Below are 21,533 nucleotides of genomic sequence, written 5' to 3'. Positions count from 1 at the left end.
GTTGATAAGATTTTGTTAAGCCAAAGTTAGTTTAAATTCGTTATTTTGTAGAAAGCAGGTCAGCAATTTCAAAAATAGGAACTTGCCGTCAAAATATCAAAAAGTATTGCTTGAATGAAAACTGTTTTGCCCTTAAAATTGTACTAAAATAAGATTAGTCGTTTAACTGATCTGAGTACGCAAACAGGCAATGTGCCACAATTAAAAGTATAATGAAACAAGCGAAGGATCCTTATGCCGCCCTCCGGTATCCGGAGTTCAGATATTTTATTACAGCCCAGTTTATATTTACGGTCGCTATTTTGGTGCAGGAAGTAGTAGTAAGCTATTATCTATACGAAATAACACATGACCCCCTTTCTCTGGGGCTGATAGGACTTTTTGAGGCTATCCCTTATATTTCACTGGCGCTGTTTGGCGGATACTTTGCCGACCGTAAAGACAAACGAACCATCATACAGGTTTGTTATGCCATTATCATGATGTGTTCTTTGCTTTTGCTTTGGGTGACACATCCATCAACCGATCATGGCTTCAGTCTGGCGCAGCAGAAAAACTTCATTTATCTGACGGTTTTCTTCCTGGGAGTAGCCCGTGGATTTTACGGACCGGCCTGGTCGTCGTTAAAACCATTTCTGGTACCGGCAGAGCATTATTCAAACTCAGCTTCATGGAGCAGCCAGTTCTGGCAGACGGGCTCTATCTTAGGCCCGGCATCGGCCGGATTTTTATATAGCTGGCTGGGGCTTACCAATACGTTGATACTGGTGATAGTTTTATTTCTGACCGCGTTTGTTTTTGTTTCCCGGATTTCGAAAAAAGGTATTCAGAGCATAGAAAAACAAGTAAATGTTTTCAGCAGCCTGAAAGAGGGAATCAGTTTCGTAACCAAAAACAGAATATTGTTCTATGCCATCATGCTCGATATGTTTTCAGTGTTATTCGGAGGTGTAGTAGCCATATTACCTGTTTTTGCAAAAGACATACTGCATGTTGGTGCTGAAGGACTGGGGGTTATGAGAGCGGCTCCGGGTTTAGGTGCTGTACTAACCATGCTGGGCACTGCTTATTTTCCGCCTACGCGCAGGGCCTGGCGCAATATGCTTATTGCTGTAACAGGCTTCGGATTGGCTACGCTGGTATTTGCGGTTTCAACACATTTCTGGCTCTCAATCGCTGCCTTGTTTTTTACAGGGGCATTTGACAGTATCAGTGTAGTTATCAGACAGACAATTCTGCAGGTATTACCACCCGACGATATGCGTGGCAGGGTAAACTCTGTAAGCGGCATTTTTGTAAGTTGTTCGAACGAATTAGGCGCTTTTGAATCTGGGTTACTCACAAAATTGATGGGAGCGGTGCCAACGGTTATTTTTGGTGGGGTAATGACACTGGTAGTGGCAGGGACACTCTTTTTGCGGTCGAAAGAATTATTTGGTGTCAGGCTTGAAAAAGCTTCTGACTAAGAAAATAAGCAAGAAAGGCCATTCCGCAGAATGGCCTTTCTTGCTTATATAAGTATAAAGAGAATTATTGTCTGCTGATTTCTAATACTTCAACTTCTACCAGTCCGGCTGGTGCCTGAATCTGGGCCATTTCACCTACTTTCTTTCCGAATAAACCTTTTCCGAACGGTGAGTTAACCGAAATCTTACCTTGTTTCAAATCGGCTTCTTCTTCCGACACCAGCGTGTAGGTCATCAAGGCACCATTTTTCTTATTTTTGATTTTTACTTTCGACAACAGTGACACCTTCGACGTATCGATGGTTGATTCATCCAGAATACGGGCATTGGACATCAATTCCTCCAGTTTCGAAATCTCCATTTCCATCAGCCCCTGAGCATCTTTCGCAGCATCGTACTCGGCATTTTCCGACAAATCACCTTTATCACGCGCTTCTGCAATCTGGCGTGCAATATCAGCTCTTCCTTTGGTTTTAAGATCCTGAAGTTTATTTTTTAGGTTATTATACCCTTCTTCTGTGTAATACTGAAATTTTGACATATCTCTTATAAATTTAAAAACCCCTTTCTCATGAGGGGTGGACAAAAAAAGAACGGCGAAAATTCGACCGTTCCTGATAAATTTTTGAATTTTATCAAAGAAACTACCTGAATTTTACTCGAAAAAACACTTTATTTGCTCGACTTTGGTTCATTTGCACAATTTAGATAACAAAGGTACGAAGATTTTTTCAAATCATATATTTTTGATATCACATAATTATACAACATATAAAAGATGAGAATAGTTTTTATGGGTACGCCCGACTTCGCAGTGGCGAGTTTAAGGAGATTGGTTGAAAACGGTTGTGAGGTAGTTGCGGTAGTAACAGCGCCCGACAAACCTTCGGGCAGGGGCTTGCAGATGAACGAAACGCCAGTAAAGAAATATGCGGTTTCGCAGGGTATTCCTGTGCTGCAACCTGAGAAGCTCAGGAACCCTGAATTTCTGGAACAATTGAAACACTTCAATGCAGATTTACAAGTGGTTGTGGCTTTCAGAATGTTGCCAGAGGTAGTGTGGAATATGCCTGCCAAAGGAACCTTCAATCTGCATGGCTCATTGTTGCCGCAATACAGAGGTGCCGCACCCATCAACTGGGCAGTGATAAACGGAGATACAGAAACGGGTGTTACCACTTTTTTTATTAAGCAGGAGATTGACACCGGCAATATCATTTTTGTAGATAAGGAACCGATTTACCCTCATGATAATGCGGGTACAGTACATGATAGGCTGATGGAAAGAGGGGCTGATCTGGTATTGAAAACCGTGAAAGCTATTGAAGCGGGAGACTACCCGCAACTGCCGCAGGAAACAGGCGAAGAGCTACGCCCCGCGCCGAAGATATTTAAAGAAACCTGCGAAATTAACTGGAACCAGCCGGCCGAAAAAGTGCACAATTTTATCAGAGGGCTGTCGCCGTATCCGGCAGCATGGACAACACTGGCAGACAAGATGTGTAAAATCTATCTTTCGGAATTGACCGATATCGAAGCTCCGGAACTGGCAACCGGGGCCTTTCAGACAGATAACAAGGGTTTTCTGGCATTTAAATGTGCAGATAAGCTCCTGAGAATAAAAGAACTACAGATAGAAGGGAAAAAGAAAATGAGTGTAGGGGACTTCCTACGGGGATTCAGATTGTAGTCAATGCAATATTCAAATTTCTTTTTTGTATTGTATTTTGAGCCCGGTGTGTAAATTTTTATATTTTTGCCTTATCGACAATTACCTGAACGTTCATGAATAAACTTAAACAAACTATTCTTTTAGTATTGGTTGGTTTCACCACTTACGGACAAACCACAGAAAAAAAAGCCGACGAAAAACCAAGCATAACTCAGGTGGTACCTGCTCCTGTTGAAACCAAAGGACAGGTAATTATTGGCGGACAAACCATTAATTATACTACCCGCACAGGCTACCTGGTGCTGAAAGACGAAAGCGGTAAGGCTAAAGCCAATATTTTCTTTATTGCCTATACAAGAGACGGTGTAAGTGATGTATCAAAACGCCCGGTTACTTATACTTTCAACGGTGGCCCGGGGTCGGCTTCTGTATGGCTGCACATGGGATGTATCGGGCCGAAACGCATACCGATGAGTGACAAGGGGGAATCGCTGGCACCGCCGTACTCTTATGTCAATAATGAGTATAGCTGGTTAGATAAAACCGACCTGGTTTTTATTGATCCGGTGAATACAGGATACAGCCGCGCAGTGCAGGGAGAAAACGAACGCCAGTTTTTAGGATATGTAGAAGACATAGAATCAGTAGGGGAGTTTATCAGACTGCATGCTACAAAATATGGCCGTTGGGCATCGCCCAAGTTTCTGGCAGGTGAGAGTTATGGCACTACCAGAGCAGCGGGTTTATCGGGTTATCTGCAAGATAAATACAATATGTATATCAACGGGGTGGCGTTGATATCTTCTATTCTGAATTTCCAGACTGCCCTTTTCGATAAAGGTAACGATTTGCCGTTTGAGCTATTCCTGCCTACGTACACTGCGATGGCCTGGTATCATAAAAAGATTGCACCGGAGTATCAGGCAGATTTACAAAAAACTTTGCGAGAAGTAGAGAAGTTTGTACTGAACGAATACGCCACTGTATTGATGAAAGGTGATATGGCCAGTGAGGCAGAAAAGAACACAGTTGCCGAGAAGCTGAGTAAGTTCACGGGCTTGTCGAAAGAATTTATTAAAAACGCCAACAACCGCATTGAGATTGGTCGTTTTGTAAAAGAATTGTTGCGCGGTGAAGGTAAAACTGCCGGCCGATTGGATGGACGTTTTACCGGAACAGACTACGACAATGCCGGAGAAAGATACGAGTTTGACCCAAGTCTCGATGCCACTATCTCGGGGCCTTATTCGGGTACTATTAATCAATACCTCAGACAGGAACTGAAATATGAAAACGATGTGCCGTATCTGATTCTGACGGGGCGCGTACAACCCTGGAATTACAGCAATGTGCAGAACAAATATCTGAACGTGAGTGAAACACTGCGCCAGGCAATGTCGAAGAATCCGTATTTAAAGGTTTGGGTAGCGGCAGGCTATTATGACCTGGCGACACCCTATTTTGCGGCAGAATACACTTTCAACCACATGATGCTACGACCGGAACAAAAGAAAAATGTGAATTTTACTTATTTTGAGGCCGGACACATGATGTATATCCACAAAGAATCGTTAATAAAATTAAAGAAAGACGCAGACAAGTTTTATGACACTGCATTGAAATAACTAGTATTGTCCATAGTGTAATTAATAGTTGCGAAGAGTGTCAGCGAATAAATTCACTGGCTATTTTAACAAAGGTTTTATTTTAGTATACCGACTTAAGTCGATAACTAGTTACATTTAATTTCTTTTGTTTGGGTCGCTACAAATTTGTTCGGTGAATCTGGAATTTATTCACTAATTCGCTCAATCACTAATTCACTCATTATACAAGACCTATTATAAAAATCCACTTCGAGTAGAATAGCTATGAAAATCAGACCGGCTGCTGTCATTGTAGAGAATGGGAAACTACTGACCATGCATTATGAGTATGGGGGTCAGCATGTATATAATTTACCGGGAGGAAACCTGGAGTTCGGCGAGTTGCTTACAACAGCCCTGGAACGTGAACTGGAAGAAGAACTGGAAATAAAAGTGGAGGTAGGCGAACTGCTGATGGTAGGGGAAGTACATTTCTCTGACGCCCAGAAGCAAACCATTCACTTTGTTTTTGAGAGTAGAATTACCGAAGGTGTACCAAAACTTAATCCGGAGCATACCTCCGCACTGGATATCAGATGGGTAGATATCTCTGAACTCGATTCAGTGAACCTGTACCCGAATATCAGCAAAAGCCTGACAGCATACCTGAATGGTACGCTTGCCGATAAATACATTGGTAAGTTAGAACAATCGTGGTTTTAGAAAGCCGCTTTTATACGCCGCACTTTCGGTGAAAATAAGTAAGCAAAAGCCAGAATAGACAGACTACCCATAATCAGGAATGCGTAGGGCATTCGGTAGATTTTATTCTGATAAATCTCAGCCGAAAGGAATGCTCCCAGACCAATACCTGCTTCCATACTGATATACATAGTTGCCAGCGCGCGGCCTCTGTTATGTTCATCACACAGGTCGATTGTCCAGGCCTGCAAAATAGGGGAGAGTACCCCTTGCGCCATGCCGAAGAAAACAGCGGCTATTACAAAAAGATAAACATTGTGCGCAAATGCAGTGAAACCCATGGCGATAATCAGCGCAAAACACCCCCATCGAAGCACCGGCACCCGGCCGTTTTTATCTGATATCTTACCAGCCATGAACCGGATAAACAACGAAGCAAGTGTGTAAACCAGGAAGTACAAACCTTTATTATGAAGCCCTATACTTTTGCTTAAGTCGGGCGATAGCGTGGCAATAGCACCGAAACTGAACGAAGTAAGAAATATTACGATGGCCGCCGGAAGCACCATCTCGTCGAAAATATCCTTCTGAGTAATCTTTAGCGTTTTAAGCGATAGTTTTTCCTGCTGAGATTTCGGCAGGGTCTCCTTCATGTTGTACAAAATGGCAATAGAAATAAGTGCAAACATAGAAGAAACATAAAACAACACATTCATTGAAAAAGTGTCTGCAATCCAGCTGCCTAAAGCGGGGCCAAAGGCCATCCCGAAACTACTCATCAGTCCGTGCATACCCATCGCTTCACCTCTTCTCGATGCCGGTACAATGTCTGCAATATAAGCTGCAGTTCCGGTTGGTTTAAAACCCGTTGAAAACCCATGTGCCAACCGCAAAAACAGGAACGGAAATACAGTGGTAACTAAAGGATAGAAAAAGCCGCATACAAAACATACCAGCGAGCCAAAGGCCATCACAGGTACGCGCCCGATGCGGTCGGTCAGTCGTCCGCTGAAAGGTCTGGAAAAACCTGCCGTAAGTGTAAAAAGGCTAATGATCAGCCCTTTGTGTTCCGCACCTCCCAATTTCGACAAGTAATCGGGCAACTCGGGTATAAGCATGTTGAAGCTTGCAAAGAAAACCAATGAACTTATGCAGAGTAGCCAGTATTGGAAAGAGAAGATACTTTCAGATTGTTGTTCCATCTGCAAAAATAAAGCATCAGTTAAGGCATTTGCAAGACAAACTTTGTTTCGAAATATCATTCAGTAATAAAGTGCAATTTTTTAGATAAGTATAACGGAAGTGCCTTAGAATCAGGCATTCAGAAAATTTGATGCAGCCAGTGCAACCCTTTTCTTTCGGTGTTTCGTCATTGCTTTAGTTTGAATGATTTAACACCCTGAAGATTCACAGATTTATGAGAAGAAGTGTACTCAAATGTTTATTTGTTCACTACTAAAACTAATAAAAACTGATGAGAAAACCCTTTTCAAAACTTGTTACACTGGCCGTTGCACTTGGATTAATGGTAAGCTGTACGAAAGAAGCCGACAATAATTCTGTAACGCCCGGTGCGCAGTCGGCTGTTGTAGCCGATAACCAGACCATTCAGGACGAGTCGGAAGACGCTTATGACCTGATAGACGACATCACTTTTCTGCCTTTTGGTGGGAGAAACTTCCGTGAGACCGGTGGTGATGGCGGTAAACCCGGCGGAGGACATTTCCCGATATTGGGTTTCGGCTGGGACAAACCCTGGAGAGGTAAATTTGATAATTGCGCCGAAGTAAGCAAAACAGTGGCCGACAATAAGATTACCATTGTGTTTGATTATACCACTGTAGCCGGAGGCGTATGTGGCGATAAAGAAGTAGGAGGGAAACTGACAATCACTATTCCGGTAAAACCGGATTCGGGCTTTTCCGGTACTTTAACCAGAACCGTAGCTTATGAAAACCTGAAACGTGACACGCTGGTAATAAATGGTACGCACACCATTATTACTTCTGTAGCCAACGGCAAAGCCACAACTAGTGAAAAACTAGCTAATGTGTCTATCACCAATACCAGTACAGGCAAGGTTATTACCTACACCAGCACTAAAAAACGTGTGGTTGACAATAAAGGAACCGCCGGCAAAGAAGACGATGAGTTTCAGATAACAGGCACCACCACAGCCCAGGGGAGCGATGGAACCCTGTTTACATCGAATATAACTAAGACACTGGTTGTGAAGCACGCATGCCAGAACTCAAGAGGATTCCCGGTGAGTGGAACGATCGAGATTAAGCCGCTTTCAGGTGACACTAAAACTGTTGATTACGGCGACGGCACCTGCGACCTGAAATATACAGTAACCGTAAATGGAGTGACCGAGGAGAAAGAAAAAACAAAACCAACGAAGAAGAAAAAAGGTTAGTAATACGTTTAAATATGTCGGAAAGTGTTGCCTGTTTTTGGCAACACTTTTTTTTTGGTTTTATTTTTTTTTTGTGCTTGGAGGTCAAATCGTTTTTTTTTAATGCGAACGCATGGGTGTTTGGATGCGGTTGCAATGCTGGTGAATTGCTGGGGTAATGCAATCAGAATGTCAGGGCATTGCGTTTGATATTGAAGTACCTTCGTTTGATGATTTATGCTTTAACAAACCTCTATTAGCTTTATAATAAGATTGCTTTGAACTTCTATTCGATGTTGCGGGGGATAGGGAAAGTTTTTACCAGTTTAAAGACCATTGCCATCAGTATCTCGCGAAAACGGGAATCATAAGGGAGCGAAATATTCATACTTTAGTGCCCGAATCTTAAAAAATAACGTTAGTCCATTTGAATAATTTAGCGTGAAAGTTTGAAAAATTGGCAGAGCTATATAAATTGTTAACTTTACTTCTATTGTGACAAAGTTAACAATTAGAAAAACTACGATACAAATAATACAAGAGGTATGACAAAACTTTCGCATATTTAAGAGGTAGCAGCAAGGCTATGAAATAACTCACTAACAAAGTTAAATATAACAAATGAAGCGACTTTATTATTTAGATAATCTTATGATTTTCTTATCTGTTTTGGTTGTACTCCATCATGTTAGTATTGGTTATGGGACAATGGGCGGCTGGTGCTATGTTACGCCAGAAAAACTAACTGGCACAATTCAAATTTTCCTTTCGATATTAACTGGAATCGAGGCATCATTTTCAATGAGCCTTTTCTTTTTCATTTCTGCTTTTTTAACAATTCCTTCATTAGAGAAAAAAGGGGTGCGAAAATTTATGAAAGCAAGATTAATTCGCCTGGTTATACCGCTATTATTTGTAATGATTATTCTTGCCCCAAGTATTTTATATTATATTGAAATCCATAATAGGACAACTCAATTGTCATGGTGGAGTTATGTATTGCAACAAAATGCTAAACCATATACCTCTCATGTATGGTTTATTCTGGTATTGATAATTTTTGAGTTAGTATATATTTGCTATTGGAAGTTCTTAAAACCTAATTTTTCTATTTCAAAATGTCTATCAGATAATATCCCCACACATATAAATATTTTGACGATTATTGTACTATGCAGTGGTCTTACAATACTAGTTCGACATTTTTTTCCACTTGGACAAAATTTTATCGGCATCGAGTTTTCCAATATCACACCTTACATTTTCATGTATGCAATAGGAATATTAGTATATAGAAAGCAATGGCTTAATGGTCTGTCTAGAAAGGTGGCAATAATATGGTTTCCAATCTCAATAGTAGCAGCCACCTACTTTTGCCTGATTATTTATCTTCTTATAAAGCGTCCGACTCAAATTCATAAATTTCTGGAACTTAGCTGGGAATCAGTTTCTCTTTCATTTGCACAAACCTTTTTGTGTATTGGTTTCTCTGGTTTTTTTCTTCATTTTTTTACGAAAAAACTCAACTTCACAAATTTTACACTATCAATAATGAGAGAAAATAGATACGGTGTTTATATTTTCCACTCTGCAGTTGTGGTTAGTGTTACTATTATGCTGGAATCTTTAACACTTAACCCAACTATCAAATATATAATAGCCTGCATTTTATGTATTGCCTTTTCCTACTTGCTTGTTTGGTTAATTCGTAAAATTCCTGTAGTGCAGCGAATAATTTGACCATGTAAAGAAAAGCACGACGGCACAACATAGGAAAAGATTTTCTGACATGCTAGCAGAAAGATAACAATTGACAGTTGTATTGCTATTTTTGAAATTGATAGTATGAAACAGGTTTTATGTGTTTTTTTAGCCCTTATGATCATAGGTTGCTCAACAATGAAGCAGGCAAATCAGAATTCGGTTTTATCACAGTCAGAAAAGGTTTTGATTAAAAATATTTCAGATTCTACTATTCGTCTTCCAAGTAGTCCCCTGGAGAGGTATGCAATATATCTATGATTATTAAAGGACCCGGGCGGGAATTAGCTGCTATTGCTTTCATTGTGTCGTGAAAAACGAGGACATTGATGGAGCGAGAATAGGAGTTTATTTTTGAATATATTTTAAAATTTTCTCTTCAATTTTCATTTAGTGGGTGGGTTAGTCCGTTAGAGATGTATCGCAATACGTCTTTACGAAGCAATAAAAAAGCACCCTTTTGAGGTGCTTTTTTGATTTTTGAGGTCCCGAGCGGATTCGAACCGCTGTAGAAGCTTTTGCAGAGCTCTGCCTAGCCACTCGGCCACAGGACCTTTTGGGAGTGCAAAAGTACAAGCATTGCGCTAAACTCCCAAAGAAAACTGAAAAAAAATCTGAACCGTATCAAAGCAAAAAGCCAGATGGGCATAGAATATTTCATTATCAGGTATTTACCGGAGCTTGGCAATTTCAGGGCTGATGCATTGCACAAAACAAGAATCGCAGAGAAATATTTTATGATGTTCAATATTTTTTTGTTTCAGACGCAACCCTTTCAATTGTTTTTTGCATCTTGCTTATGAACGTATGATTTTATGACCAGAATTTTATCCTTATTCACTAACGAATACGACCTCGCAAAGGCGGTACAGCGGCAGGATCCGAAAGCACAGACTCGTTTATACGAGAAATTTGCTTCGAAGATGCTGGCAGTTTGTAATCGTTATGTGGGAGATAAAATGGAGGCTGAAGACGTAATGATTGAAGGGTTTATGAAGATTTTCGATAAAATAAACCAGTTTACATTTCAGGGAAGCTTTGAGGGATGGGTCAGACGAATCATGATTAACGAAGCGTTAATGTATGTGCGGGGTAAGAAGATGATAGTGGTTGACCTGGAATATGCCATTGAAGAACCCAACGACTTTGCGTTCAGCACAGATTTAGAAGCAGAGGATTTGTTGAGACTGATAGACCAACTACCCGGAGGCTATAAAATGGTGTTTAACCTGTATGCCATAGAGGGTTATAATCATCAGGAAATAGGTGAATTGCTGGGGATTTCGGAAGGGACTTCCAAGTCGCAGCTAAGCAGGGCGAGAGCCATGTTGCAGAGTAAATTAATGAAATTAGAAAAAAGTGTTGTTTAATAATTCCCCCTCAAGGGCGTGCCGACGAATCGGCAGGGGATATGAAAATATCAGTTATAAAAATGAAAAAACATCCAATTGACGAACTTTTTGCCAGAAAACTGGCAGAACACCGCCAGGAGCCTTCTCAGAAAGCTTTTGAGAAATTTCAGGCACGTTTGCAGGAAAAACAGACCAAACGCCGCGGTGGAGTTTTTGCTATCAACCGCAACTGGGCTTACTATGCTGCAGCGGCCGGTGTGGTAGCGGTACTCACTATAGGAGTTTTATCACAAAACAATACCACCAATAACCAGTTGGCAGCGAACAACGGCAAAAGCAATGGTGTTGAGGCTATCAAGCAGCCTGATTCTCCTGTAGCGAAAGAGAACACAGCGCTAATGGCTAAGACAGGAACCGATGCCGGTATCATTACTAATGAAACATTGGCAGGCAGAACGCCTGTATCTCAGGGAATTGCTGCCAAGAACGCCAAAGAAATATTAAAGACACCTTCGTTTGAAGAAAAGGCCATCAATGGTGAGCAGCCGGATAACACACTTGCGCTTAATCCGAAAGAAGATTCACAGCCTGTTCATATAGAACCGTTGGCTGGTAAAAACGCCAGCGTGCTGGCAAATGAAAGCAATGGGGTAACTTCAAAATATAATGTAGCTGAATCAGTTACGCTGATTGTTGCTCCAATTGAAGAAAATACGCTGGCTTCGAATGCAGTGATTGGGAATGAAAGTAATGTGGTGGAAGAAAAGGCCGAAAAAGAGAAGTCTTTTTTAGCAAAACTTTATGGAGAATATAAAAACTTTAAATACGGCGAAAAAGTGGATCTGAAAAAGATAGGTATGAAAGATGCCGTTGCACGTGTAGACGAAGGATTATTTAAAGAGGAACGTGAGGATGTGCGCGACTTTGTGCACCGCCGCATAGGCAGAATACAGAAAAGAGAGTAGAAGTACTGATATCATATCTGGTAAAATTGATTTAACAAGAAAAATTTAATTAGGAATAAAATAATGAAAAGAGTAGGACTTATCCTTTTGTTGCTGTTAGGAGGCATTTCGGTAAAAGCATCTTATAAACAAGACACTACCATTGTGGAGTTTACCGATAGGGGAGTAAAGAAACGTATTACTGTTTATACTTCAAGTAAGAAAGATTTTGAACTGCCCCGGAATCTTAATCTGGAAAGTGTACTGAAAAGTATGGGTGTAGATTCTGCAGAAAGAAATAGAGCGATATCGATGCTGGAACAAAACAACAGTAAGCAGGATACGTTGACGATAACGTCCAGCGATGGCAGAAGCATTAAAATTGTAACCAAAGACGTGACTGATCTGAGCAAAAGAGATACGCGTTCCGGTGAGGGTGGTGATCATTGGAGCCGGTCTGAAAGCAAGGATGATGACGATGATGATAAAAAGCAATATGAAAAACCCAAGAAGAAAACCGGAAATAGCAGGTTCTTCTCCAGATCAGACTTCGGGGTGTACCTGGGGCTGAACAACTGGGCAAACGGACCATCGGATGTGCCGTCGCTTCAAACGTGGGGTTCTCGTTTTATTGCCTTGTCGTTCCAGAGAAACGCTACACTTATTAACGGGAAGCAGGTAGACCTGGCTTTGAGCTATGGGCCTGAGATAGCCTGGAATAACTTTATGTTTGAAGGCAACAACTATATAGATCATACTACCGAGCAGGTTGAGTTTTTTACTGCTACCAAAGACCTAAACAAAAGTAAACTCGTAGTAACAAGTCTTAACCTGCCTTTGATGCTTAACTTCGGCTTCGAGGAAGCCAAACTTAAAATAGGTTTTGGCGGATACGTGGGCTACAGGGTAGGAAGCTACCGTAAGCTGAAATACAGCGACAGCAGTAAAAAAGAAATTAATAAGGATAATTACGGGCTTAACGATTTCCGTTATGGTCTGGTAGCTGAAATCGGAAAACGGAGAGGTATTACTTTCTTTGGCAGATACGATATGGGCGAATTATTTAAATCAAGCCAGAAAAATGTTGCCGGTCTGCAGGCATGGACCATCGGCATACGGCTATAATTTGATTGTTCATAAAAATGGCGAAAACGACTCTGTTTTTGCCATTTTTTGCGTTTAAAGCAACAAGCAGAAAAAAAAATGAAAAAGAATTGATTTTTTTTGTGAGTGAATATTTGACAATTAAAAAAAAGAATATAATTTTGCACTCCCATTCGGAATGAATGTTCTTTGTTGAAGTTTCCGGGGGTTTATAAAAAATGAAGGGGGTGTACCAGAGTGGCCAAATGGGGCAGACTGTAAATCTGCTAGCTTACGCTTACGGTGGTTCGAATCCATCCGCCCCCACCATCAAATTGAGTGATTGAGTTAGTTTGTGAGTGAGTAGTTACAAACAGCAAATCTAACCAATTCATTAAGCGGGAGTAGCTCATTTGGTAGAGCGATAGCCTTCCAAGCTATAGGTGGCGGGTTCGAGACCCGTCTCCCGCTCAGAGAAACACAAGCCTTCGTAGCTCAGTGGTAGAGCACTTCCTTGGTAAGGAAGAGGTCGGCAGTTCAATCCTGCTTGAAGGCTCTAGCTTTGGAAAATAAATCAGAAATTAATAGTTAAAGATTTGAGTTGTGAATTTCTGATTGGTAAATAAAAATAGAGAGTTTTCTTTCATAGCTAATAAACTTAATAAGTTTAATAACTGTTCTGCAAGAAGGCTCATCAAAGTGAATAATTAATAAATTTTGTAATAAATCTAATATTTAGACTTCAATAATCATGGCAAAAGAGAATTTTGACCGTAGCAAACCTCACGTAAACATTGGTACTATTGGTCACGTTGACCACGGTAAGACAACATTGACAGCTGCCATCACAAAGGTACTTTCAGAGAAAGGATTGGCAGATAAAAGAGATTTCTCATCTATTGATAATGCACCTGAAGAAAAAGAGCGTGGTATCACTATCAATACTGCACACGTAGAATATCAAACAGTTAATCGTCACTATGCACACGTTGACTGTCCTGGTCACGCTGACTACGTTAAAAACATGGTAACTGGTGCTGCCCAAATGGATGGCGCTATCCTTGTAGTAGCTGCAACTGACGGTCCAATGCCACAAACGCGTGAGCACATCCTTCTTGCCCGTCAGGTAGGTGTACCTCAGCTGGTTGTGTTCATGAACAAAGTGGATATGGTAGATGATCCTGAGTTATTGGAACTTGTTGAAATGGAGATCCGTGACTTGTTATCATTCTACAAATATGATGGCGATAACATCCCTGTAATTCAAGGTTCAGCTCTTGGTGGCTTGAACGGAGAAGCGAAATGGGTTGCAACTATCGAACAATTGATGGATGCAGTAGATTCGTTTATTCCACTTCCAGCCCGTGCAACTGACAAACCATTCTTGATGCCGGTTGAAGACGTGTTCTCAATCACTGGTCGTGGTACTGTTGCTACAGGCCGTATCGAAACAGGTATCATCAACTCTGGTGAAGCGGTTGAAATCCTAGGTATGGGTGCTGAAAACTTAAAATCAGTTGTAACTGGTGTTGAGATGTTCCGTAAAATCCTTGACCGTGGTGAAGCCGGTGATAACGTTGGTCTATTGCTTCGTGGTATTGAGAAAACCGATATCAAACGTGGTATGGTTATCTGTAAACCAGGTTCAGTTAAACCACATGCTCACTTCAAAGCAGAGGTTTATGTATTGAGCAAAGAAGAAGGTGGTCGTCACACGCCATTCTTTAACAAATACCGTCCTCAATTCTATTTCCGTACAACTGACGTAACAGGTGAAATTACTCTACCTGCAGGTGTGGAAATGGTTATGCCTGGTGATAACATCACTATCGAGGTGAAATTAATCAGTGCCATCGCTATGGATAAAGGTCTTCGTTTCGCGATTCGTGAAGGTGGACGTACCGTAGGTGCTGGTCAGGTAACTGAAATCTTAGCTTAATTTTAATTAAGTTGAAATATAGAAAAGCACTTCCGCAAGGAAGTGCTTTTTGTTTTTATATACTTTCCAACTTTCGGCAATAGTCTGAGCAACAGTTTAGAAAGAAATTAAATTATTTTAATATTTATCTAAATTTTAAAGTGCAACAGGGTTTTCTGCTGAAAAAGTAATTATTTTGCGCAAAACTTACCAAACTGAACCATGTCTGTCAAAAGAAGTGCTGCTACCTCGTTTGTATTAATTACTGTTTTAATTGATTCAATTGGCTTCGGCGTTATTATTCCCGTTTTACCCCGATTAATTTCTGAACTGGCCCATGTCGATATCAGCGGTGCTGCCCGTTATGGAGGTTGGCTTTTTGCTGCCTATTCGGTTATGCAGTTTTTGTTTTCGCCGGTAATGGGTGGGCTTAGTGATCAATATGGTCGCAGACCTGTATTGCTGGCTTCGTTATTCGGTTTTGGGCTCGACTACCTCTTGCTGGTTTTCGCGCCTAACATTGGTTGGTTATTTGTAGGGCGTATTATTGCCGGCATAATGGGGGCTAGTTTCACAACAGCTGCAGCCTATATGGCAGATATCAGTACACCCGAAAAACGTGCACAGAACTTTGGTATGATTGGTGCTGCCTTTGGTTTGGGCTTTATCATCGGGCCATCAATAGGTGGTTTTGTGAGTCATTTGGGTACACGCGCTCCTTTTATGGTAGCCGGTGGACTTACCATCTTAAACTGGTTGTATGGTTACTTTGTATTACCAGAATCGCTGAGCCCTGAAAACCGAAGAAAATTCAACTGGAAGCGCGCCAATCCAATAGGGGCTTTGATAAACTTACGTCGATTCCCAATGATAATAGGTCTGGCGGCAGCGTTGTTTTTGGTATATATATCAAATTTCTCAACTCAGGGCACCTGGACATATTACACCAAGGAGAAATTTAACTGGACAGAACAGGAAGTAGGTTTATCGCTGACTTTTATAGGAGTAATGATAGCGCTGGTGCAAGGCTTTTTAACGCGTTTGGTTATTCCAAAGCTTGGCACTAGAAATTCAATATACATAGGTTTTGCCTTTTCGATATTCGGCTCAATAGCCTATTGCTTTGCTAATGAAGGCTGGATGGTGTATGCTATTATGATACCTTTCTCCTTGGGTGGACTGGCTGGACCTGCCATGCAGGGAATTATTTCGGGTCAGATACCTCCTAATGAACAAGGGGAATTGCAGGGCTCATTGACAAGCCTTAACAGTGTGGCTTCTATTATTGGCCCTATATTAATGACAAGTCTCTTTTATCGGTTTACCGCAAAGGGCGCACCGGTGTATTTCCCAGGCGTAGCGTTTCTGGCAGCTGCCATTTTAACCGCGCTCAGTCTATTATTGATTATCAGAACTTTAAGGAAACATACTACCAAAGTAGAGCAGGCAGAAGCTGCTAAACACTAAGGTATTTCATCAGCATATCGTAGCGCTCTTGTTCAATGCTGTCTATGGGTTCGTGGGCGTAAGCACCTTCAACCATATAGCCGAAACGCTCAAGCGTAGCTACTATGGAAGATATATTCTGGCGGTTGATTTTCAACGTAAGCTTTGAGGTGTCGTCTATAGTATATTCACTACCCGAAAAATAACTGCTTACTATTTTGGCATTATCAGATTCTATTAACCGGCTTATTTCGGCCAGTGAGTAGTCTCTGTTTTTTACGGCAATTACCAATACGGCACCCGGCTCTTGAGTACCGAGCAATTCGCCGAAGCGGTTATATATTTCTACTGCAGTAATGGCACCTACAAATGTTTGGTCTTCGTCAATTACTGCCAGTATCTGTATCTGGTATTTAGATATTAGTCCGAGCGCTTCATACAGATGTTGGTAATCGAAAATGTAAACGCCGGAATATTGAGGCATTATTTCAGAGATAGACAGGTCTTCATCATAATTCAACAATATGTCTTCGCTTAAAATACCCAGGTATTTTTCATTATCGGCAACCACCAGCTGTCCTATGCGATTCTCCTCCATCCAGCTCAAAGCGTCACCAACAGTATCGGTCGGCTTTAAAATGGGTAATTCGTGGTTGATAATTTGGGCGGTTGTCATTCTGTGTATGATTTATAGTGTATTTCAGGAGCCAACTGAAGAATTATCTATAAAATACTATACCAGTACTTCTTCCTGAACTTTGTCCAGGAATTTGGCCAGGTAATGATTAAATTCTTCAGGGCGTTCCATCATAGGTGCATGGCAGCATTTATCAATAAAATATAATTCTGAGTTTTCCAGTAAACGATTGAACTCGAAACCTACATGCGGTGGGGTGATAGTATCATTCAGACCCCAGATCAGACAGGTTTGTACCTTTATATTAGGTATTTCTTTAGCCATGTTGTGGCGTTGTGCCGACTTAGCTATCTGCACTATGTTCATACATTTCGGAATACTCGATGTAATCTCGAAACATTCGTCAATCAATTCTTTAGTAGCAGTTTTAGGGTCATAGAAAGTATAGGCTACACGCTCACGTATGTAGTCATAGCTTCCTCTTTTTGGAAACGAACCCCCCATGGTATTTTCAAACAAACCCGAGCTACCGGTTAATATCAATGCTTTAACGGTGTCCTGATGCGCAAGCGTATATAACAAGCCCACATGGCCGCCTAATGAATTACCCAATAAAATAATATTGTTGAGTTGTTTAAAGGCAATGAATCGTTCAATAAATGACCGTAGTCCTTCAAGGCTGGCTTCACGCATGGGCATATCATAGATAGGCATTACCGGAATCACAATTCTGCAGCGATGTCTGAAACCTTCAATCACATCGTCGAAGTTGCTCAACGCACCAAATAAGCCATGCAAGATAAGCAGCGTATCTCCACTACCTTCATCAATATATTTAAACTCTCCTTCTTGTTGTACTTGATAATTCATCTTAATCGTTAAAATTCTTTAGTAAGCTATTAGAATGTTTTGACAAAGTTTTAATTGCAGAAATACTTAATATATTTGTGCTTTCTACTACAAAATAGTGGTTTAAAATTGAATTTTCAAAACTTTTATATTAAAAACGAAAAACGCCGGGGAAAAGTTTGATGAACGGAATTTATGTGATGTTTACCGGTAATGGAATGATGTAATTTGCCCGGGAAGGTGTCAGAACATAACCGGAATGTTTTCGCGAAGCAGTATTTTTATGATTGTGCCACATAAAGGCAATCGCTGTAACAGGGAAGAAACTACAGGAATGATTAAAAGGATTTGGAGTGTCAGAATCTATTCAAAACTATTTATACCTATGAAGAAAACAGTTTTTTATCTGCTTATGTGTCTGGCTCTGTCCGTGCAGGCACAACAAAAATACCTGACACTCTCTAAAGAAGTTCTGCATGACAAAATAAAAGGAGGTTGGGCAGGACAAACCATTGGTGTTACTTTTGGTGGGCCGATGGAGTTCAGATACAACGGTACCATTATCAATGAATACCAGCCGATACCCTGGTATGATGGGTATCTGAAGAAAGCAATGCTGGAAAACCCCGGCCTCTATGACGATTTGTATATGGATCTGACGTTCGTAGATATTTTTGAAAAAGAAGGACTAGATGCCCCGGTTGAATCACATGCGAAGGCTTACGCCAATGCCGGCTATGCTTTATGGCATGCCAATCAGGCCGGAAGATACAATATCCTACACAACGTAATGCCTCCGCAGTCGGGTCATTGGTTACATAACCCGCATGCCGACTGCATTGATTACCAGATTGAATGCGATTTCGCCGGATTGATGTCACCGGGGATGCCTAACACAGCGTCGGCCATTTCAGATAAAATCGGGCATATCATGAACTATGGTGACGGTTGGTACGGAGGGGTTTTTCTGGGCGCCTGCTATACGCTTGCGTTCAGTTCGAACAACATTGAGTATATTATTAATGAAGCGCTGAAAACAATTCCGAAGCAAAGTGAGTATTATAAATGTATTGCTGATGTGATCAGGTATTACAAGCTATACCCGAACGACTGGAAGAAAACCTGGTTTGCTTTGCAGGAAAGATGGTCGGAAGACATTGGCTGCCCGGACGGAGTATTTACTCCTTTTAATATTGATGCCAAGCTTAATTCGGCATATGTGGTTTTAGGATTATTATATGGTAAAGGCGATTTCACCAAAACTATTGAAATAACTACACGTTGCGGACAAGATGCAGACTGTAATCCATCGTCGGCATGTGGTATTCTGGGAACGATGCTGGGGTATTCAAAAATACCCGCTTACTGGAAACTGGGTTTGAAAGAAGCAGAAGACATTGATTTCAAATATACCACTATTTCTTTGAACGATGTATACGAAATCGGTCTGAAGCATGCCTTACAGAATATTGAACGCAATGGCGGGAAAGTATCAGGCGATAAAGTGAGTATTTTGCTGCAAAAGCCAGAAGTGGTTCAGTTTGAGCAGAGCTTTGAGAAGGTGTATCCGGTCGATAAAATTTTTGTATATAAAAGCCTGAAAGACGAGTACAGCTTTGATTTTGAAGGCACGGGCGTAGTGATAAAAGGATTTGCCGAAAAGAAAGATCAGACAAGTAAAGATATTATATTGAACACAGAAGTGTATATTGACGGCAAGTTGGTTGAAACAGTAGAAATGCCGACCGAGTTTCGTACACGCAGGCATGAAGTATTCTGGAATTATCAATTACCTAAAGGCAAACATAAAGTAGTGGTGAAGTTGCTCAATCCGTCGGCACAGCACGATTTACGGTTAAATGATATAATAGTATATAATGATGCGCCTAACACAGATGCTAACCAGACAATCTATAGATTCGGACAGCAAAAGAAAATTAAACCCTGACTCATAATTAAAGTCTATAGTATATAAATTACCACAAAAGTACGTTAATAGAAAAACCAAAAAGATCAGACAACTCATGAAGAAAGCAATCATCAGTATTATTGCCTTTGCAATCTCTACAAGTTTGGCATTTGCCCAGACAGCCGAAGAAGTATTAAATAAATATGTGGATGCAACCGGAGGACAATCGCTCTGGGATGGTGTAAAAACTTATTCAATGAAGCAAAGTTATAAAGCCGGAACAGCTGCCGATTATGACATGGACTTGAAAGTCTCTTTTGCTGATGGTTCAATGGCAAAGTCTAAGACCATTCTGAAAAGAACTTTTATATATGGTATTAAAGGAAACAGCGGTTGGTTTAAAGTACCGTTAGGTATGGGCGATAAAACTACGCAATATGAAACCAAAGATTTGAATCAGAAAGAGCAAGACAATATGCGTCGGGAGTTGAAAGAAATGGTGCTACCTTTCTGGGACTATCAGAAGAAAGGTTATGTAGCCACTTTGGTAGGTGCTGAAACGCTGAACAACAAAAAGGTGAACCATGTAGAGCTGAGTGGAAAGGGTATTAAATACAATCTGTATTTTGACCAGACTACAGGCTTGTTGACCAGAAAGAAATTAACGTTGTCGCCAAGTGAAGTAATTACTGAAGACTACACCGCTTATGCCACTTCGCCTTATGGTATCAAATATCCTTCAGAAGGTACATATACTAATACCGCGGAAAAGCGTACAGTAAAATTGACCACTAGTATTGTTTTTAACGATAATATTGCGGCGTCAGCATTTGCCAGATAAAATGGGGGAATCCATAAAAATAGCCAGGCGGTAACGTCTGGCTATTTTCATATTATTTCTTTTTTACTTTGATAATCCCTCGCTTCTTTTCCTGTATTTCAGACTTCTCCTCATGTATCTCTGTTGCTTCCTCAATAGAATGAGAAATAAAAGCATCATCTTCGTCCTGAGCCAGATCAGCAAGTTTTCTGTAAAAAGCCTTCGCTTTGTCTAATTCGTCTTCAGTCAGGTCTTCAATATCCACCAGCCGATTACTTGCCTTTTCGCTGGAGGCTATCAATTCGTTGAGTTTAATCTGCAAGGCAATGGTGTCTTTGTTCTGAGACTGCTGAATGATAAACACCATCAGAAACGTAATTATAGTTGTACCGGTATTGATAACTAACTGCCATGTATCGGAGAAATTGAAGAGTGGCCCCGATGCAGCCCAGATGATAATAATAAGAAATGCACTTGCAAAAGCGTAAGGACTACCGGTGGCTTTGGTTACCCTTTTAGAGAGCCGCCCGAATAGCCCCATGATGCCATTAGTATTGGTTTCCATGAGTTATATTATAGTTAATTGTTGATATGGATTTGCCCATAGCTAAATCTATTAAAAAACTATACCACCTTTTTTGTGATTTGAGCAGAACAAAACAAGGAAAGAGGATTGGGTATAAATGACTAAAAACTATAACGAAACCAAGAAAGAATATAAACATAAAAAATAATTGGGGATGTAAGTAGTTAGATATGAGGTAAGTAGGGGTTAGGGGGATAAAAACTTTGTGGGGGGAGCTTGACAAGGGGTAAAAAAAGTCATACCTTTGCAGTCCCAAAAATGAGAGAGGAACCGAGCGTTACATAGCAGGAGCATAGTAAAAAGGTGTAAATCAAGAGTTTGGGGAGTGGTTAAAAAAAAGAGTAAAAATAATTTGGGAATGTAAAAAGTAATTCAGAATTTTGCACCCCGGTTGAATGAGAGAG

Annotated in this window: 18 protein-coding genes and 4 tRNA genes; 16 read left to right on the top strand and 6 right to left on the bottom strand. The window is 40.8% G+C overall.

Translation table 11 applies throughout. The features are described from left to right. Positions 1 to 212 precede the first annotated feature (212 nt). Positions 213 to 1,466, top strand: coding sequence for an MFS transporter (locus AC1RRY_RS10070; protein ID WP_492821252.1), 1,254 nt, complete (start codon positions 213 to 215; stop codon positions 1,464 to 1,466). Between the two features lie 64 nt (positions 1,467 to 1,530). Here AC1RRY_RS10070 and greA read toward each other — a convergent pair whose 3' ends face one another. Beyond that, positions 1,531 to 2,007, bottom strand: a complete 477-nt coding sequence (greA, locus tag AC1RRY_RS10065; RefSeq protein WP_492821254.1) for a transcription elongation factor GreA — start codon at positions 2,005 to 2,007, stop codon at positions 1,531 to 1,533. Positions 2,008 to 2,244: 237 nt separating this feature from the next. Here greA and fmt point away from each other — a divergent pair, with 237 nt between their 5' ends. The 3 genes from fmt to AC1RRY_RS10050 all read left to right on the top strand — a co-directional run bounded on the left by fmt (position 2,245) and on the right by AC1RRY_RS10050 (position 5,447). Next, entirely contained in the window at positions 2,245 to 3,156 is a 912-nt protein-coding gene (fmt, locus tag AC1RRY_RS10060) for a methionyl-tRNA formyltransferase (protein WP_492821255.1), read from the top strand. Between the two features lie 95 nt (positions 3,157 to 3,251). Further along, positions 3,252 to 4,763 carry a S10 family peptidase gene (locus AC1RRY_RS10055; protein WP_492821257.1) on the top strand — a complete coding sequence of 504 codons (1,512 nt, stop codon included), beginning with the start codon at positions 3,252 to 3,254 and terminating at the stop codon, positions 4,761 to 4,763. Positions 4,764 to 5,009: 246 nt separating this feature from the next. Further along, positions 5,010 to 5,447, top strand: a complete 438-nt coding sequence (locus AC1RRY_RS10050; protein WP_492821259.1) for an NUDIX domain-containing protein — start codon at positions 5,010 to 5,012, stop codon at positions 5,445 to 5,447. Here AC1RRY_RS10050 and AC1RRY_RS10045 read toward each other — a convergent pair. Then, positions 5,444 to 6,628: an MFS transporter gene (locus AC1RRY_RS10045; protein ID WP_492821261.1), complete on the bottom strand. Its 1,185-nt coding sequence runs from the start codon at positions 6,626 to 6,628 to the stop codon at positions 5,444 to 5,446. The genes AC1RRY_RS10050 and AC1RRY_RS10045 overlap by 4 nt on opposite strands. Before the next feature lie 272 nt (positions 6,629 to 6,900). Between AC1RRY_RS10045 and AC1RRY_RS10040 the strand changes: the two genes are divergently transcribed. Then, entirely contained in the window at positions 6,901 to 7,845 is a 945-nt protein-coding gene (locus AC1RRY_RS10040; RefSeq protein ID WP_492821263.1) for a hypothetical protein, read from the top strand. 600 nt (positions 7,846 to 8,445) lie between these two features. After that, positions 8,446 to 9,564 carry an acyltransferase family protein gene (locus AC1RRY_RS10035; RefSeq protein ID WP_492821265.1) on the top strand — a complete coding sequence of 373 codons (1,119 nt, stop codon included), beginning with the start codon at positions 8,446 to 8,448 and terminating at the stop codon, positions 9,562 to 9,564. A 504-nt stretch (positions 9,565 to 10,068) separates the two neighbouring features. On the opposite strand, the gene AC1RRY_RS10030 is transcribed toward AC1RRY_RS10035, so the two are convergent. Then, positions 10,069 to 10,139: transfer RNA gene (locus tag AC1RRY_RS10030), tRNA-Cys, on the bottom strand. A gap of 261 nt (positions 10,140 to 10,400) precedes the next feature. Between AC1RRY_RS10030 and AC1RRY_RS10025 the strand changes: the two genes are divergently transcribed. From AC1RRY_RS10025 to AC1RRY_RS09990, 8 genes are all read left to right on the top strand, one after another. Then, positions 10,401 to 10,955: an RNA polymerase sigma factor gene (locus AC1RRY_RS10025; RefSeq protein ID WP_492821267.1), complete on the top strand. Its 555-nt coding sequence runs from the start codon at positions 10,401 to 10,403 to the stop codon at positions 10,953 to 10,955. A 62-nt stretch (positions 10,956 to 11,017) separates the two neighbouring features. After that, on the top strand, positions 11,018 to 11,902 hold the full coding sequence (locus AC1RRY_RS10020) for a hypothetical protein (RefSeq protein WP_492821269.1): 885 nt from the start codon (positions 11,018 to 11,020) through the stop codon (positions 11,900 to 11,902). A gap of 63 nt (positions 11,903 to 11,965) precedes the next feature. After that, positions 11,966 to 13,006 (top strand): porin family protein, encoded by a 1,041-nt coding sequence (locus tag AC1RRY_RS10015; RefSeq protein WP_492821271.1) that lies wholly within the window; start codon positions 11,966 to 11,968, stop codon positions 13,004 to 13,006. A 202-nt stretch (positions 13,007 to 13,208) separates the two neighbouring features. Beyond that, a tRNA-Tyr gene (locus tag AC1RRY_RS10010) sits at positions 13,209 to 13,294 on the top strand. A gap of 68 nt (positions 13,295 to 13,362) precedes the next feature. After that, positions 13,363 to 13,435: transfer RNA gene (locus AC1RRY_RS10005), tRNA-Gly, on the top strand. A 13-nt stretch (positions 13,436 to 13,448) separates the two neighbouring features. Continuing rightward, positions 13,449 to 13,520 (top strand) — tRNA-Thr (locus AC1RRY_RS10000). A 195-nt stretch (positions 13,521 to 13,715) separates the two neighbouring features. Next, positions 13,716 to 14,903 carry an elongation factor Tu gene (gene tuf / locus AC1RRY_RS09995; protein ID WP_492821273.1) on the top strand — a complete coding sequence of 396 codons (1,188 nt, stop codon included), beginning with the start codon at positions 13,716 to 13,718 and terminating at the stop codon, positions 14,901 to 14,903. 201 nt (positions 14,904 to 15,104) lie between these two features. Then, on the top strand, positions 15,105 to 16,349 hold the full coding sequence (locus AC1RRY_RS09990; protein WP_492821275.1) for a TCR/Tet family MFS transporter: 1,245 nt from the start codon (positions 15,105 to 15,107) through the stop codon (positions 16,347 to 16,349). Here the strand turns inward: AC1RRY_RS09990 and AC1RRY_RS09985 are convergent. Both AC1RRY_RS09985 and AC1RRY_RS09980 read right to left on the bottom strand, forming a co-directional pair. Continuing rightward, positions 16,339 to 17,004, bottom strand: a complete 666-nt coding sequence (locus AC1RRY_RS09985; RefSeq protein ID WP_492821277.1) for a CBS domain-containing protein — start codon at positions 17,002 to 17,004, stop codon at positions 16,339 to 16,341. The two genes, AC1RRY_RS09990 and AC1RRY_RS09985, sit on opposite strands and share 11 nt — an antisense overlap. Before the next feature lie 57 nt (positions 17,005 to 17,061). Beyond that, positions 17,062 to 17,835 carry an alpha/beta fold hydrolase gene (locus AC1RRY_RS09980; RefSeq protein WP_492821279.1) on the bottom strand — a complete coding sequence of 258 codons (774 nt, stop codon included), beginning with the start codon at positions 17,833 to 17,835 and terminating at the stop codon, positions 17,062 to 17,064. Between the two features lie 364 nt (positions 17,836 to 18,199). Between AC1RRY_RS09980 and AC1RRY_RS09975 the strand changes: the two genes are divergently transcribed. Together AC1RRY_RS09975 and AC1RRY_RS09970 are read left to right on the top strand one after the other, a co-directional pair. Then, positions 18,200 to 19,762, top strand: a complete 1,563-nt coding sequence (locus tag AC1RRY_RS09975) for an ADP-ribosylglycohydrolase family protein (protein WP_492821281.1) — start codon at positions 18,200 to 18,202, stop codon at positions 19,760 to 19,762. 76 nt (positions 19,763 to 19,838) lie between these two features. Beyond that, positions 19,839 to 20,564: a hypothetical protein gene (locus tag AC1RRY_RS09970; protein WP_492821283.1), complete on the top strand. Its 726-nt coding sequence runs from the start codon at positions 19,839 to 19,841 to the stop codon at positions 20,562 to 20,564. 52 nt (positions 20,565 to 20,616) lie between these two features. Here the strand turns inward: AC1RRY_RS09970 and AC1RRY_RS09965 are convergent, their stop codons facing one another. Continuing rightward, the gene (locus AC1RRY_RS09965; protein ID WP_492821285.1) at positions 20,617 to 21,108 is read right to left on the bottom strand and encodes a low affinity iron permease family protein; all 492 of its coding nucleotides are present in this window, start codon (positions 21,106 to 21,108) and stop codon (positions 20,617 to 20,619) included. Positions 21,109 to 21,533: the final 425 nt, after the last annotated feature.

Source organism: Emticicia sp. GW821-FHT11C11, from assembly GCF_058808615.1.
Note: the sequence above shows the minus strand (reverse complement) of the source record. Positions and strands in the feature narration are given on the sequence as shown.

Bases quoted from the DNA above. Each gene is read 5' to 3' on its own strand.
- AC1RRY_RS10020 (WP_492821269.1), top strand. From the start codon at position 11,018: ATGAAAAAACATCCAATTGACGAACTTTTTGCCAGAAAACTGGCAGAA.
- AC1RRY_RS10045 (WP_492821261.1), bottom strand. From the start codon at position 6,628: ATGGAACAACAATCTGAAAGTATCTTCTCTTTCCAATACTGGCTACTC.
- AC1RRY_RS10015 (WP_492821271.1), top strand. From the start codon at position 11,966: ATGAAAAGAGTAGGACTTATCCTTTTGTTGCTGTTAGGAGGCATTTCG.
- AC1RRY_RS10050 (WP_492821259.1), top strand. From the start codon at position 5,010: ATGAAAATCAGACCGGCTGCTGTCATTGTAGAGAATGGGAAACTACTG.
- AC1RRY_RS10025 (WP_492821267.1), top strand. From the start codon at position 10,401: ATGACCAGAATTTTATCCTTATTCACTAACGAATACGACCTCGCAAAG.
- AC1RRY_RS09980 (WP_492821279.1), bottom strand. From the start codon at position 17,835: ATGAATTATCAAGTACAACAAGAAGGAGAGTTTAAATATATTGATGAA.
- AC1RRY_RS09975 (WP_492821281.1), top strand. From the start codon at position 18,200: ATGAAGAAAACAGTTTTTTATCTGCTTATGTGTCTGGCTCTGTCCGTG.
- AC1RRY_RS09990 (WP_492821275.1), top strand. From the start codon at position 15,105: ATGTCTGTCAAAAGAAGTGCTGCTACCTCGTTTGTATTAATTACTGTT.
- fmt (WP_492821255.1), top strand. From the start codon at position 2,245: ATGAGAATAGTTTTTATGGGTACGCCCGACTTCGCAGTGGCGAGTTTA.
- AC1RRY_RS10070 (WP_492821252.1), top strand. From the start codon at position 213: ATGAAACAAGCGAAGGATCCTTATGCCGCCCTCCGGTATCCGGAGTTC.
- AC1RRY_RS09965 (WP_492821285.1), bottom strand. From the start codon at position 21,108: ATGGAAACCAATACTAATGGCATCATGGGGCTATTCGGGCGGCTCTCT.
- AC1RRY_RS09985 (WP_492821277.1), bottom strand. From the start codon at position 17,004: ATGACAACCGCCCAAATTATCAACCACGAATTACCCATTTTAAAGCCG.
- AC1RRY_RS09970 (WP_492821283.1), top strand. From the start codon at position 19,839: ATGAAGAAAGCAATCATCAGTATTATTGCCTTTGCAATCTCTACAAGT.
- AC1RRY_RS10040 (WP_492821263.1), top strand. From the start codon at position 6,901: ATGAGAAAACCCTTTTCAAAACTTGTTACACTGGCCGTTGCACTTGGA.
- greA (WP_492821254.1), bottom strand. From the start codon at position 2,007: ATGTCAAAATTTCAGTATTACACAGAAGAAGGGTATAATAACCTAAAA.
- tuf (WP_492821273.1), top strand. From the start codon at position 13,716: ATGGCAAAAGAGAATTTTGACCGTAGCAAACCTCACGTAAACATTGGT.
- AC1RRY_RS10055 (WP_492821257.1), top strand. From the start codon at position 3,252: ATGAATAAACTTAAACAAACTATTCTTTTAGTATTGGTTGGTTTCACC.
- AC1RRY_RS10035 (WP_492821265.1), top strand. From the start codon at position 8,446: ATGAAGCGACTTTATTATTTAGATAATCTTATGATTTTCTTATCTGTT.